This is a genomic window from Lysinibacillus sp. NPDC048646, assembly GCF_050272295.1.
In the GTDB taxonomy this organism is placed as follows: Bacteria; Bacillota; Bacilli; order Bacillales_A; family Planococcaceae; genus Lysinibacillus.
Window position 1 is genome coordinate 94,673 of sequence record NZ_JBNNLZ010000010.1, and the last position, 13,979, is coordinate 108,651.

At 38.3% G+C, this 13,979-nt stretch carries 15 protein-coding genes and 1 riboswitch; of the genes, 8 read left to right on the forward strand and 7 right to left on the reverse strand.

Annotation, left to right across the window (positions count from 1 at the left end):
• The first annotated feature begins 21 nt into the window (after window positions 1-21).
• Both ACQKII_RS12835 and ACQKII_RS12840 read left to right on the forward strand, forming a co-directional pair.
• Window positions 22-1,179, forward strand: coding sequence for an exonuclease SbcCD subunit D (locus ACQKII_RS12835; RefSeq protein ID WP_427459759.1), 1,158 nt, complete (start codon window positions 22-24; stop codon window positions 1,177-1,179).
• Complete coding sequence (locus tag ACQKII_RS12840) at window positions 1,176-4,256, forward strand: AAA family ATPase (RefSeq protein WP_427459761.1); 3,081 nt, start codon at window positions 1,176-1,178, stop codon at window positions 4,254-4,256. Before ACQKII_RS12835 ends, ACQKII_RS12840 begins: the two co-directional genes overlap by 4 nt.
• 41 nt (window positions 4,257-4,297) lie before the next feature.
• Here ACQKII_RS12840 and ACQKII_RS12845 read toward each other — a convergent pair whose 3' ends face one another.
• Window positions 4,298-4,420 (reverse strand): hypothetical protein, encoded by a 123-nt coding sequence (locus tag ACQKII_RS12845; RefSeq protein ID WP_427459763.1) that lies wholly within the window; start codon window positions 4,418-4,420, stop codon window positions 4,298-4,300.
• A gap of 184 nt (window positions 4,421-4,604) precedes the next feature.
• Window positions 4,605-4,937 (reverse strand): DUF4870 domain-containing protein, encoded by a 333-nt coding sequence (locus tag ACQKII_RS12850; protein ID WP_427459765.1) that lies wholly within the window; start codon window positions 4,935-4,937, stop codon window positions 4,605-4,607.
• Window positions 4,938-5,064: 127 nt separating this feature from the next.
• A riboswitch (TPP riboswitch) is annotated at window positions 5,065-5,172 on the forward strand.
• Between the two features lie 157 nt (window positions 5,173-5,329).
• Here ACQKII_RS12850 and thiT point away from each other — a divergent pair.
• Window positions 5,330-5,890: an energy-coupled thiamine transporter ThiT gene (thiT, locus tag ACQKII_RS12855; protein WP_427459767.1), complete on the forward strand. Its 561-nt coding sequence runs from the start codon at window positions 5,330-5,332 to the stop codon at window positions 5,888-5,890.
• A 126-nt stretch (window positions 5,891-6,016) separates the two neighbouring features.
• Window positions 6,017-6,772 carry a type I methionyl aminopeptidase gene (gene map / locus ACQKII_RS12860; RefSeq protein WP_427459769.1) on the forward strand — a complete coding sequence of 252 codons (756 nt, stop codon included), beginning with the start codon at window positions 6,017-6,019 and terminating at the stop codon, window positions 6,770-6,772.
• A gap of 44 nt (window positions 6,773-6,816) precedes the next feature.
• Here map and ACQKII_RS12865 read toward each other — a convergent pair whose 3' ends face one another.
• Complete coding sequence (locus tag ACQKII_RS12865) at window positions 6,817-7,530, reverse strand: hypothetical protein (RefSeq protein WP_427459771.1); 714 nt, start codon at window positions 7,528-7,530, stop codon at window positions 6,817-6,819.
• 207 nt (window positions 7,531-7,737) lie between these two features.
• On the opposite strand from ACQKII_RS12865, the gene ACQKII_RS12870 reads away from it, so the two are divergent.
• Both ACQKII_RS12870 and ACQKII_RS12875 read left to right on the forward strand, forming a co-directional pair.
• Entirely contained in the window at window positions 7,738-8,568 is an 831-nt protein-coding gene (locus ACQKII_RS12870; protein ID WP_427459773.1) for a polyphosphate kinase 2 family protein, read from the forward strand.
• A gap of 319 nt (window positions 8,569-8,887) precedes the next feature.
• Window positions 8,888-9,475 carry a GNAT family N-acetyltransferase gene (locus ACQKII_RS12875; protein WP_427459775.1) on the forward strand — a complete coding sequence of 196 codons (588 nt, stop codon included), beginning with the start codon at window positions 8,888-8,890 and terminating at the stop codon, window positions 9,473-9,475.
• 168 nt (window positions 9,476-9,643) lie between these two features.
• Here the strand turns inward: ACQKII_RS12875 and ACQKII_RS12880 are convergent, their stop codons facing one another.
• The 3 genes from ACQKII_RS12880 to ACQKII_RS12890 all read right to left on the reverse strand — a co-directional run bounded on the left by ACQKII_RS12880 (window position 9,644) and on the right by ACQKII_RS12890 (window position 11,904).
• Window positions 9,644-10,210 (reverse strand): beta-class carbonic anhydrase, encoded by a 567-nt coding sequence (locus ACQKII_RS12880; protein ID WP_427459777.1) that lies wholly within the window; start codon window positions 10,208-10,210, stop codon window positions 9,644-9,646.
• Between the two features lie 185 nt (window positions 10,211-10,395).
• Window positions 10,396-10,530 (reverse strand): hypothetical protein, encoded by a 135-nt coding sequence (locus tag ACQKII_RS12885; protein ID WP_427459779.1) that lies wholly within the window; start codon window positions 10,528-10,530, stop codon window positions 10,396-10,398.
• A gap of 138 nt (window positions 10,531-10,668) precedes the next feature.
• The gene (locus ACQKII_RS12890; RefSeq protein ID WP_427459781.1) at window positions 10,669-11,904 is read right to left on the reverse strand and encodes an aminopeptidase; all 1,236 of its coding nucleotides are present in this window, start codon (window positions 11,902-11,904) and stop codon (window positions 10,669-10,671) included.
• Window positions 11,905-12,087: 183 nt separating this feature from the next.
• Between ACQKII_RS12890 and motA the strand changes: the two genes are divergently transcribed.
• Together motA and motB are read left to right on the forward strand one after the other, a co-directional pair.
• A complete protein-coding gene (motA, locus tag ACQKII_RS12895; protein ID WP_427459783.1) occupies window positions 12,088-12,891 on the forward strand; it encodes a flagellar motor stator protein MotA in 804 nt (267 codons plus the stop codon).
• Window positions 12,875-13,648: a flagellar motor protein MotB gene (gene motB / locus ACQKII_RS12900; RefSeq protein ID WP_427459785.1), complete on the forward strand. Its 774-nt coding sequence runs from the start codon at window positions 12,875-12,877 to the stop codon at window positions 13,646-13,648. Before motA ends, motB begins: the two co-directional genes overlap by 17 nt.
• A 54-nt stretch (window positions 13,649-13,702) precedes the next feature.
• Here the strand turns inward: motB and ACQKII_RS12905 are convergent, their stop codons facing one another.
• Complete coding sequence (locus ACQKII_RS12905; protein WP_340822324.1) at window positions 13,703-13,924, reverse strand: DUF1128 domain-containing protein; 222 nt, start codon at window positions 13,922-13,924, stop codon at window positions 13,703-13,705.
• Window positions 13,925-13,979 lie beyond the last annotated feature (55 nt).

A 13,979-nucleotide genomic window follows, 5' to 3' on the forward strand; every position in this document is an offset into this window, starting at 1 on the left:
ACAAGACAGGAGGCGCAACGCATGAAACTATTCCATACAGCAGATTGGCATTTAGGGAAGCTTGTACAGGGTGTGTACATGACTGAGGACCAACACTATATTTTACAGCAATTTATGCAGGCCATTGAGGAAGAAAAACCCGATGCCATTATTGTAGCGGGTGATTTATACGACCGCTCAATGCCACCTGTAGAAGCAGTAAATTTACTAAATGATGTTCTTGCTAAGATTGTCCTTGATAAGAAAATTCCTGTGTTAGCGGTTGCTGGGAACCACGACAGCGCAGGTCGATTGAATTTCGGAAGTCGGCTAATGCGCGATAGCGGTTTACATATAGTTGGGCAGTTTACGAAAGATCATGCTCCAATTGTGCTGACAGACGAATTTGGTGAGGTGCATTTTCACCTTGTGCCATTTGCAGAGCCTGCAGCTGTGCGTACCATTTTAGCTGATGATACAATCCAATCACATCAAGATGCGATGCAAAAAATCATTGCGCACATCACACAAACGATGGATACAACGAAACGAAATATTTTCATTGGACATGCCTTTGTAACCAAATATGGCCATGAGGAAGAGAACACGAGTGATTCGGAACGTCCACTATCAATAGGTGGCTCGGATTGTGTCAATGCATCACTATTTGAACAGTTTGACTATACGGCACTTGGCCATTTACATAAGGCACATTTTGTAAGCAATGAAACGATTCGATATGCTGGCTCACCATTGAAATATTCGCTATCAGAGCACTTACATGAAAAGGGATTTTTAATGGTTGAGTTAAATGAAATAGGGCAAGTAACTGTAGAAAAGAGAAAGCTCGTACCTAAACGTGATTTACGTGTGGTGGAAGGCTTGATGGATGATTTATTAAAATTAACACCTAGTGAGGATTACGTTTTTGTACGATTAACAGATGATGCGCCCGTTGCTTCACCAATGGAACGTATTCGCACTGTGTTTCCTCATGCACTGCATATAGAACGTAAGGCAGTACGGCAGGAATTACCGCAGGAAATTCAAGTCATTGAGACGGAAAAAGTAAAAGACATCGACTTATTTCGTGCATTTTATGCGGATTTATATAGTGAGCAGCCTAATCGAGAAACCGAGCGTTTATTTACGGAAATGCTACAGGAATTACTTGATGAGGAACGGGAGGCTGTAAAATGAAGCCCTTAAAGTTAACGATTACGGCATTCGGCCCATATAAAAATACAGAAATCATTGATTTTCAACAACTTGGTGATCACCGTTTGTTTGCAATTTCAGGGAAGACAGGTGCTGGGAAAACGACAATTTTTGATGCTATTTGTTATGCACTTTATGGTTCCGGCAGTGGTGAAGATCGTCAGGATACAGCTATGCTCAGAAGTGGATTTGCTGAAGATGACGTGTATACGTCTGTAGAACTCATTTTTGAAATGCATGGAAAAACGTATCAAATTTTACGTCAACCAGGTCATATTAAAGCAAAGAATAAAAGTGTCACTGGTAAGAAAGTTGAGCTGGCTCATATCAAAGAGAGCGAACTTGACTTTAGTATCGTAGAAAAACAACAGACGCATGAGGTTGATAAAAAGCTACAGGAAATCGTAGGCTTAACGAAGGATCAGTTTAGCCAAATTGTCATGCTCCCTCAAGGTGAATTTCGCAAGCTTTTAACGTCAGATTCTACCAATAAAGAAGCTATTTTACGCAAAATTTTTAAAACGGATCGCTTTGGCGATATGACAAAAAAACTTGATGCGAAACGAAAAGAAGCAGAAAAAGATTTAGAACGCGCTAAGCAATTAAAGGAGCATCTATTGGGACAAATTGCTGGTGCACTGCCACAACGTTCATCAGCATTATTTACTTGCATTGCAAATAACACAGAAAACTTGCATCAACTAATAACTGCGCTTGAGGAGGAGCGAATCTACTATATAGAAAGAATTCAAATTGAACAGCATCGTTATAGTGAGGCATATAATCATCATCAAAAGGAGCAGGAGCATTATAGTATGGCGAAGGCGCTCAATGAGCAATTTGAAGAGCATGCTAGTCGTCAAGAACGGCTGAAAACATTAGCGCAACAGCAAGATATTTATGATGCAAAGGCACAGGAAATTAAATTTGCTGAGCAAGCAGAGCGCCTTGTTATGCTCGAACAGCAGTGTTTGGACCTACGTGCTGAACAAAATCGTAAAGAACAAACCTATCAGCAAGCAACTATAATGATACAGAAAACAGAGACACAATATAAAGTAGCACAGGAATCATTTAAGGAAGAAGAGGCCAAAGAACAGGAACGCCAGCAAGTCTTACAGCAAGAATTGCAGCTACAAGGGCTACTGCCGACTTTTGAAGCGTTTGAAGATAATCGTCAGCAATTACAGATATACGAGCAAGGCGTTGGAACAGCAAAGCGGGCGGTTGCAGATAATCTTATAATTTTAGAGCAGCAACAAATCGAGCTACAGAATTTAACCCAAAAAATTGAGCAGTATGAAGAACGAGTGAAGCCATTTGCAGACTATTTAGAACAGCTTCCGAAAATCCGTGAACAAGTTACATTATTAACACAGCTCGAGAAATATGAGCGAGCGGTTGCATCAGCAGAGCAGGCTGCTTACACAGCGAAACACTACTATCAAGAAAGTAAGCAAGAATTGCAACAGTTGGAACAACAATGGATTGCGAGTCAGGCAAGTATTTTAGCAGCGCAGCTCACGGAAGGCGATGTTTGCCCTGTATGTGGTAGTACAACGCACCAAATAACACATACTAAGCAATTAGAGTCAATTGATGAAGCACAATTAGAGATATTAAGAGCGAAGTCTCTTACGGATGAGCGCACGTATTTTGAAAAAGAGGCAACATTAAAATCAACCAAGATACATCTGCAAGAGGCAATAGAGCAAGTTCATGTAAATCATATTTCACAGGCAAATCAAGCAGAACTAAATTCTTCTTTACGATATATTGAGGAGCAGGTCACGCTGTTAAAAGTGGTTAATGAGCAATTAGCTGTTTCACGAACGAAGCAAAAGAGTCAGCGTGAAAGAACAGAACAGCTACGAGTGAAACAAGCACAGCTAGAGCAATATTTAGCTGAACAGCTGAAGGAGGAAACAAAACAACAGGCAATTGTGGAAGAGCAACAAAAGCACATTCCTGAAAACCTCCAAACATTACAGGCATTAAAGCAGGCTATTGCTGATATGGGGGCGCGAAAAAAAGCGTTACAAACAGCTTGGCAGGCTAGTCAGCAAAATTTACAATCTGCAAAAGAAGCGGCAAGTAATGCGGTAATGGCTGAGGAACTAGCAAAAAAAGCATATGAAGAGATTCAAGTGAGTCTAAACGAAAAACGTGAGCAATTTTCGATAAGTATGAAAGAGGCAGGTTTTGAAAGTTATCAGGCGTATGATGCGGCAAAGCGTAGCATGATGCAAGTGGAAACTTTGCGTAAAGCTTGTAGCGATTTTGCTTTGCAGCTACACACGTTACAAATACAAATTGCCGAAGGAGCTAAGCAACTTAAAGGGAAAGAGAAGAAGGACTTAGCTCTATTAGAAGAATCGCTCGTAAAGTTACGTGAGACGTACGAGGAAGCATTTAATACATGGCAACGGACAAAAGGTTTTGCACAGGCTTGTGGTGACTTTATCGTAAAAGTAAAAGACACGGCTGAAGAACTACAATTGCTTGAGAAGGAAGCGGGGCGTGTCAAGGAGCTCCATTCACTATTGAATGGGCAGAATGTGAAAAAGCTATCTTTTGAGCGATATATTCAAATAAACTATTTAGATAAAATTACAGCCGCAGCAAATGTTCGTCTGTACCATTTATCTAATGGACAATTTGAGCTACGACGCTCAGATCGATTAGAGAAGCACGCTAAACAAAGTGGGCTTGGCCTTGATGTATATGATGCCTATACCGATCAAATTCGTGATGTCAAAACATTATCGGGTGGAGAGAAATTTAACGCTTCTTTAAGTCTTGCGCTTGGTATGGCAGATGTCATTCAAAGCTTTCAAGGAAATATTCGAATCGATACAATGTTTATTGACGAAGGTTTTGGCTCGCTTGATGAGGAAGCATTGAATAAAGCAATTGACACACTTATTGATCTTCAAGAATCGGGTCGTATGATTGGCGTTATTTCCCATGTTGCAGAACTAAAGGCTTCAATGCCTGCTGTTTTACATGTTGAAAAAACCTTGAGTGGACATAGCAAAACACGCTTTGAAGTGAAATAGAGAGAAGGCGTATTCCTTTCATGCAAGGTTACGCCTTCTCTTTATTTTCTACGGGTAGTTGGATTAGGAGTTGTTCCTTTTTTTGCGGCAACTACTTTTTTGACGATTGGAATCACAATAGGCGCTAATTTGACAGCAGTTTTTACGACCTTAGATACTTTCATGAAATATCAGCTCCCTTATACGATTATTTCTACCTGTTTGTCCCACACTAACGAGAGAGAAGATGACCATCTAAAGCGTGAATCAAGCTCTCGTACGTGCCCGATTGGTTCAACTAATAATAGTTGGGACAAAGTGAAGCCCCAACTATTAAGTTCACTTTAACACGAGGATGAAACATAAATATTAACGGATAACGCGTACAGCTTGAACGATGTTCCATATGACAATGCCAAGAGATACGAGTAAGTATAGGGCAAACGCAGCAAACCAGATGATAATGAATGTATTGCCATTTGTGTCAGGTTCAAACGTATTCAATGACATAGATGAAAACAGGAAGACGATAAAGAAAATGATACCGAAAAGAAATGGAATTAAGTGTGATATAAGCGCGCGGATTGAATGGCGCTTCACTTCCCCATCTTTTGACACGAAATAAACAATTAACGGCACAATAAAAGGTGCGAAAAATATGCTGAGATAACTAAAGGCAGATAATATTTTTTGGTTCTCCATAGTAATCCCTCCTTATTTAAAATTTACGCATGAAAATCTCAAAAGTTTCAAAAAAATTAATGAGGAAATGGTTGTAATCATAAAAGTGTTTGCGTACAATGAGGATGTTCAAGCAAATTTAAGATGTAACGACCACAAGGGGAGCTGATGATGTCAGCTGAGACTGGGCACGTAATGCCTATACTCTTCGAACCTGTAAGTTAAAGCTTGCGTAGGGATGTGGATAGAAACCGACACTTTTACGATGTGAGGCTCTGTCCTGGCATCGTTTTTTTTATCTTCATTCAGTGTACTGAATGAGGTGAAATGGATGTCAGATGAGTCATAACAGTATAACTGATTTCTATTCCTGCTCTTGTATCCTACATCGGAACAAAGGAGAGAATAATAGTATGGACAGAAAAAGACTATTAATGCTGGTGGAGATTGCGATTTTTGCAGCAGTGGGTCTTGTACTCGATCAAGTTTCTTTTAAAGTATGGGCACAAGGTGGCTCAGTTAGTCTCGTGATGATACCGATTATTTTAATGGCATTTCGCTGGGGTCTCTTTGCAGGGCTGACAACGGGACTACTGATTGGCGTCATGCAAACAATGTTCGGTGCGTATATTGTGCACTGGCTTCAAGGTTTATTGGATTATGGGGTTGCCTTCACGGTAGTTGGTTTAGTGGCGTTTGTGCGTAAGCCTGTACTTGAGGCAGCAGCGAATTTAAACAAAAAGAAAATGGCTATTTATATTGTCATTGGAACTGTATTAGCAGGCTTCTTACGTTATATGGCACATACGATAGCAGGGGCTGTGTTCTTCGCAGAGTATGCTGGCGATCAAAACGCCTGGATTTACTCCATTATTTACAATGGAACGTATATGCTACCAGCAACAATTTTAACAGCTGTTGCAGGAGTTCTTTTATTTACAGCAGCTCCACAATTAATGCAAAGAAAATCTTAAAGTTTACGCCGTCTGTTCCTACAAGGTGCAGGCGGCTTTTCTGAGAGAATTTGCGCGTATTGTTCATCATTGTATGGTTGTTATGATATATTAGAGTGTAGATATTAGATGAAAGGGACGTTAAAAATGATTGTAAAAACGCAAGAAGAGATTGAAGCCTTTAAAAAGATCGGACGTATTTGTGCTGAAATTCGTGAAGCAATGAAGGCTGCTACAAAACCAGGTGTGACAACACTTGAATTAGATGAAATTGCAGGTCGCATGTTTGCGGAAGCAGGAGCTATTTCAGGACCAAAGGGTGAATATGATTTCCCAGGTTACACTTGTATTAGTGTTAATGAAGAAGTAGCGCATGGTATACCAGGGAGCCGTGTTATTCAAGAAGGCGATATTGTTAATATTGATGTGTCAGGTTCACTAAATGGCTATTTTGCTGATACAGGTATTTCGTTCGTAGTCGGAGAAGGTTATGAAGAAAAAGAAAAACTCTGCGTCGTAGCAAAAAGTGCTTTTGATCGTGCGATGACAAAAGTAAAAGCTGGCTCAAAATTAAACCAAATTGGGAAAGCTGTTGAACGTGAAGCATATGCCAACGATTTAACAGTCATCATGAACTTAACGGGTCACGGACTAGGCCGTTCTTTGCATGATGAGCCAAATCACATTTTAAACTATTACGATGCATGGGATTCCACAATTATGAAAGAGGGGATGGTGTTAGCCGTTGAGCCGTTCATCTCAGCAAAAGCAGAGCATATCGTTGAAGCTGGTGATGGTTGGACATTTGTTACACCAGACAAATCATTAGTTGCCCAAATCGAACATTCGATTATTGTAACAAAAGACAAACCAATCATTTTGACATCGTTAGATGAAGAGTAATTTATTTTAGAAGCTATTGATAGAAAAAAATCCTGCTTACCAAGTTATTTTTGGTAGGCGGGATTTTTTTTAATGAATTGTATACCAACCAGGAGCACCCCGCATAAAAACAAGGCAGCTGTTGTCACGAGTAATTCATCAAAGCCATTATGTAACGCAATACCTATATAGGCCCAGATAAAAACACTCGGATACACAATATCGAAGTGATGAAAGCGAATATGTAGTGCTATGGCAACGCCAATAGTCAGTAAAATAACTGCCCAAAGTGGATTGCTAAGACCGAAGCCGTTCCATTCATACGATGTTAATGTAAAACTTGCATTTGTCATCAAGGTAAAAGTCGCCCATGCGAAATAGATAGAAAACGGCATTCGACCTGTTAACGCATTATTACTAAGTGGGTACGTTTTGTACAGTAAAAATAAATATATTACTAATATAAACGTACTGCAAAGTGACACGACAAATAATTCCTGATGCCAAAACATTATGGCAAACGCCTGCAATATACAGACGCTACTAAAGAGAACAGTCTGTTTAATCGTTGTCTTTTTGAAATTCATAACTAACCAATAGCCAAGTAAAAAGTAAACCACAATCCAAATTACATAACTAACATTAAAAGGTGCAAACATAACGGGAAAACGATTAGAGATTTCTAACGAAGATTGACCATTTATTTTTATGAAATAGGATGAAAAGGTTAGGATGAGCGCGACAATATAAGATATTGTCATCAAAATAAATTGAGGCATAGTTTCCTCTCCCTTCGTGTTAAATTGTATAGGGAAAAGACAAATAAGTATAGGACTGTCACAAATTTTCTATTTTCATTATAGCGGAAATTGTCACTAATGTATCGTCTTGTTTCGCCAAATTTATCTACAATTTACCATTTGGATAGGCATCCATATATTTCTTTAGTACAATAAGATTATCCAAATTAGAGGAGTGAAGTTTTAATGACTCAAAATCTAAAAAATTTAGACCTTTCAATTGAACTAGATAAAAAAATGTATAAAAAGAAATTAAAAGTACTTCAATATGAAATGTTAAATGCCCAGCAGTTTTTACTAAAAAATAAAATCGGGCTTATTTTAGTATTTGAAGGTATGGATGCGGCAGGTAAGGGTGGCGCGATAAAGCGTCTGATTGAACGCGTAGATCCACGTGGTTATGTCGTACATCCAATTTCAGCACCTCAGCCACATGAACTTCGTTATAACTATTTACAACGATTCTGGAGAAAATTACCACAGCATGGACAAATCGCTATTTTCGACCGTTCATGGTATGGGCGTGTGTTGGTAGAGCGTATTGAAGGATTTGCCACAAAGAACGAATGGACACGTGCATATGAGGAAATTAACCACTTTGAAAAGCTTTTAACTGATGGTGACTATATTATCGTGAAGTTCTGGCTTCATGTGTCGGATGAGGAGCAGTTAAAACGTTTTAAAGAACGTGAACAGGATCCATATAAATCGTGGAAATTGACGGATGAAGACTGGCGAAATCGTGAAAAAACACCACTGTATATTGATGCTGCAAATGATATGTTTGATAAAACAGATAAAAAGAATGCCCCGTGGATTTTAGTGGCAGGTAACGATAAAAAACATGCAAGGGTGCAAGTTTTACAAGAAACAATTGCACATATTGAGCGGGAGTCACAAAAACGTGGGTTACATTTAACAAATATTTTAGATAAATCCTTTTTAGAAGATGCAGAATCATCTAGTATAGAAATATTACAAGGGCACTCGAAAAAACAAGAACAAACAAATAAATAATCGGTTAGATGCTGTGAAAACAAGACGTGGGTAGTTTTAGTTGTAGCAGCATCTTTTTTTACATACAATAAAGTAAAACTCCAATCAGTAGGGGCCCTCACTGATTGTTAGTTGAGCCAATCGGGCATATACGGTCAGTTAATCTCTCACCTAACTGACGCTACTGACGATTCAACTTGAGGTGGGAGTCTTACTGATCGTTGATGCGGGATAAAGTAAAACTTCAATCAGTGGTTTTTTTCATACTCACTGATTGTTAGTTGAAATCGTTAAGACGGGATGAATATACTGACAATTATCGGAAGGCTAGTGTGGAGATATGGTGCTTAAAATTTGGAATCTATTGAGGAAAAAGGGTGGAAATGTGGTATCGATTCAAGGGGGAAAATGCTACGTTCGCACATTCCAAGAAAAAGATGCACAAAGTTTAACTGGTCTCGTAAGTCGCAATAAATACTTTTGGTCTACATATGAACCATTACAACGACCTGAATACTATACAGTAGATGCTCAATATAAAAAAATTCAAGAAAGTTTGTATTTAATGGATTCAAAGCGAGAATTTTCTTTCGGTATCTATGAGCAAGGTTCAAACAACTTAATTGGGCATATTGCTCTCTATGCTGTAAAACGTTTACCGTATTCAAGTGCTTTTGTTGGCTATGCGATGGATGAGATTTATGTAGGGAAAGGGATCGTAACAGAAGCCGTGGAATTGGTCGTTCGTTTTGCTTTTGAACAAATAGGCTTGCATCGAGTGGAGGCGTATGTATCAACACAAAATAATGCTTCTATCCGTGTTTTAGAAAAGTCAGGATTTCAACAAGAAGGCCTTTTAAGAAAACTTCTGTACATTAATGGGCAATGGGTCGATCACTATATGTATGCTTGCTTAGATGAATCATGATGAAAAAGATGTGTCTATCATTCGAGATCTCGACGGATAGACACATCTTTTATAATTTTATAGGCTATTGTTTAACTGCGCGAATGAAAATGCTAACAATACGTCAGATTCAAATGTCTTAGATGACCAAAATAATATGTTAACCATCATGACGTAGAGTTGCAGAAATTATGCTTGTTTATTACCGTCATCTATTAAATCGAGACGACCTGTATTTGGATCGATTACTAAGCCGTGAACAGGCACATTTTTTACCATTAATGGGTGATTGCGAATTGTATCGACACTTTTTTTCACACTAGTCGCTACGTCGCCGAAACCACGTAAAAACTCTTTTAAGTCAATTCCAGAATATTCCATCATTTTAATCGTTTCAGGGTTAATACCACGCTCTACCATTTTGCTCAGCATTGCTTCTGGATCAACCGCACTCATACCACAATCATAATGTCCGACGACATATACTTCATCTGCTTGTAGTTCATATACAGCTACAAGTAAACTACGCATAACGGCACCAAATGGGTGACTAACTAATGCCCCAGCACTTTTAACAATTTTTACGTCACCATTACGTAAATTCATAGCTTTAGGTAATAACTCTACAAGTCGAGTATCCATACAAGATAAAACAACAATTCGTTTATCAGGGTACTTTGTTGTAATAAAAGGCTCATATTTTTTCTCTTGAACGAAATCTCCATTAAACTCTAAAATATCTTTTAACATTGTCATGAAAGATTGCTCCCTTCCTTACAGAAATATTTTAGAGCAAAAATATAAATATGCAAATAATAATGACAATATTCACGCAATTTTACGAGAAAAAAAGAAGTTTTGTTGTTTATTTAGCGAATCGAAATAAAGATGTTACATAAATGTGAAAAAACAGCTACGGTAAGTAGCTGTTTTGAATATGCTTAGAATTTTTCGTTTGGCTTTGGATCTACAATTACTGAAGATTTAGAATCTAAACCAACTTGTAGGTAGTGGATGAAGAATGCAACAGAAATTAATAAAACGACTGAAAAGCCAAGTACAGTTGTGATGAACATTGAAAAGCTCCTCTCTACTAATTAATCTACTATATTGTTTACTCTTATTATACAATAGGATGCTATGAAAATCTAAGGATAATTTATGACATCCATAACATACCTTGTCTAGCATAATATAAATAGGTTTCTATTTCTTTAGAAAGCCCAATTGCCATTGCGGAAAATCGGTTCTATTTGACCGTCATCTGTTATACCATCAATATTCATATTAGCAGAGCCAATCATAAAGTCAACATGTGTTAAGCTTTGGTTGAGACCGTTTGCAAGTAGCTCTTCAGATGACATGTCTTTGCCACCCTCCATACAAAACGCATAGGCACTGCCGATGGCTAAATGATTTGAGGCATTTTCGTCAAATAATGTATTGTAAAATAATATACCGGATTGAGAAATGGGTGATTGATGAGGGACAAGTGCCACTTCACCAAGATAGTGAGCTCCTTCGTCTGTTGCGACAAGGGACTCTAAAATTTCTTGCCCCTGTTCCGCATGCACCTCGATAATTCGGCCATCTTTAAATGTTAATGTAAATTCATCAATAATAGTGCCGCCATAGCTTAAAGGTTTCGTGCTAGTTACATAGCCGTTTACACCTGTTTTTAACGGAGCTGTAAAGACTTCTTCAGTTGGCATATTTGCCATAAATGATTGCCCTTGTGTATTGACACTACTACCACCTGTCCATACATGTTTTGCTGGCAAAGTGATCGTTAAATCAGTACCTGTTGCACTATAGTGAAGTGCCTTGTATTGTTTGTTATTTAGGTAATCAGCTTTGTCGTGTAAAAGTTTGTCATGTGATCGCCAAGCATCCACTGGATTTTCTAGGTTTGTACGAGTTGCGGCAAAAATTGCCTCCCATAATGCATCCATTTGTTTATCTTCAGGTAGATTTGGAAACACCTTTGCTGCCCAATTTTTTGAAGGAGCGGCAATAACTGACCAGCTAAATTTATCTGATTGCATTAGGCTACGGTAGTTAGCAAGTGCCTGACCTGATGCTTTTTGGAAGGCCATAATTTTCTCGCGATCAATCCCTGTTAATAAATCAGGGTTTTGCGACATGATACTTATAAACGCAGCACCGTGTTCAGCAAGCCATTCACGTTCTTGAACTTTCCAGGGTGGAAAGAAATCGAATGAGTCTTTTGGTGCGAAATCATAGCGTGTGCGAACAAGCTCATCATCAGATATATCGACAAAAACTTGTTTTGCACCATTTTCATAAGCGATTTTAGTAATTATCTGTGCTAATTTTATGTTATCCGTCGAACAACTCATATAGAGGAATTGATTTTTCTGGATATTTACTCCTACTTTTACAGCTAATTCGGCATAACGTAGTAAATTTGTGTCAAATGATAATAACAAATTCTTAGCTCCTTTCGAATATGGACAATTTAGTGTACTATTCTTAATTCAATATAATCAAATATGGTCGAAATGTGAATAAAAAGCATTTATTACATCGAAAAATTAGTGAATAACATTTATACTATATAATATGGAAAAATAGACGAAAATAAGAGTGGTAGAAGATTTGGAGGTTCTAGAATGGATATATCGTCGGTAGTAGGATTAATAATAGCGTTTATAGCGTTATTAGCAGGGATGGTAATGAAGGGTGTAAGCTTAAGTGCATTTTATAACCCTGCGGCTATCTTAATCATCATCTTCGGTACAATATCCGCTGTAACAATCGCCTTCCCTGTGAAGGAGTTAAAGCGTGTACCTAAGTTATTTAAAATTCTTTTCAAAGAAACTAAACTAGCAGATGATATTGAGATTATTAAAATGTTCTCGCAATGGGCTGACTTAGCTCGTCGTGAAGGGTTATTAGCTCTTGAAAGTAAAGCTTCAGAAGTTGAAGACCCATTTCTGAAAAATGGTCTTACATTAGCTATTGACGGTCAGAACGCAGATTATATACGTGACGTATTAACTGAAGAAGTAGAAGCTATGGAAGAACGTCATGCAAGTGGTTCTGCAATTTTTACACAAGCAGGTACATATGCCCCAACTTTAGGGGTACTTGGTGCGGTAGTAGGGTTAATCGCCGCATTGGCAGATATGAATGATATAGAAAAACTAGGGCACGCGATTTCGGCTGCCTTCATGGCAACATTATTAGGTATCTTTACTGGTTACGTATTATGGCATCCTTTTGCTAATAAGTTAAAACGTAAATCAGCCGTGGAAGTAAAGCAAAAGCGCATGATGATTGAAGGTATTCTTTCTGTATTAGAGGGAGAAGCGCCACGTGTGATCGAACAAAAATTATCTTCTTATTTAACGATGGAAGAGCGTCGTCAAATTTCGGGTGAAAGCGGGGCGGGCGGCCTTGGCAAAGAAAGCTAAGAAAAAAAAGCATGATGAGCATATTGATGAGTCTTGGTTAGTACCTTACGCAGATATATTAACACTGTTATTAGCGGTATTCATTATACTATTTGCATCAAGTTCGGTCGATCAAGAGAAGTTAGAAAGAATGTCAGCGGTATTCAATCAAGTTTTTGATGGTGGAACGAGTTTTTTAGAACAACCTTCACCGATTCAAACGCCTGATGCCCAAAATGATGAAACACCGCAGCAAACACAGCAGAACTCAGCCTATTTAAAAGATCAGCAAGAGCTAGCAGAAATCAAGGACAGCGTTGATAATTTCATTGCAGTTAATGAGATGGAAGGTCAGTTCGCAACAGAAATGACGGATGAAGGTTTGTTAGTAACAATTCGTGATAGTATACTATTTGATCCAGGTAAAGCAAAGATTAAACCAGAGTATAAACCAACTATTCAAGAGCTTGCGTCCGTATTAGTATCAGATCCAGCACGTAATATTGTCATTGCAGGGCATACAGATAATGTTCCTGTAGGTCCAAACTTCTCGTCAAATTTAGAGTTGTCATTAATGCGTGCTTCAAATTTCTATCTTGAACTAACAGCTAGTAACGCACAACTAGATTCGAAGAAATTTAGTGCTAAAGGTTACGGTGAGGATCAGGCCATTGCACCAAATGATACGGCTGAAGGCCGGGCGAAAAACCGTCGTGTGGAAGTGCTGATTCAGCCATTTGTCGCAGAAGACGGTTCATCTACAACAAATACGCAATAAAAATAAAAGCTATTAGCAACAGGCTTTATGCCATAGCTAATAGCTTTTTTCTAATTATTTACGTAACGAACCTAACTCAGCAACAATTGCTTGCATTTCACTTGGGCTAAATGTGTCGCGCTTCATCACCATTTCGTAGAGATAGACTAAATCTTCATAATTTGCTTCATCGAAATTCTCTGATTTCATCGCATCGACATTTACCATGCGAAGTTTATCTTTCATTTGATCAACCATATAAATAACGTTTTCTTTTGATGGTACTGATAAATCCATTTATTTAAACCTACCTTTCGTAATCCTCGCCAATATCATTTCATTGAATAAAAAA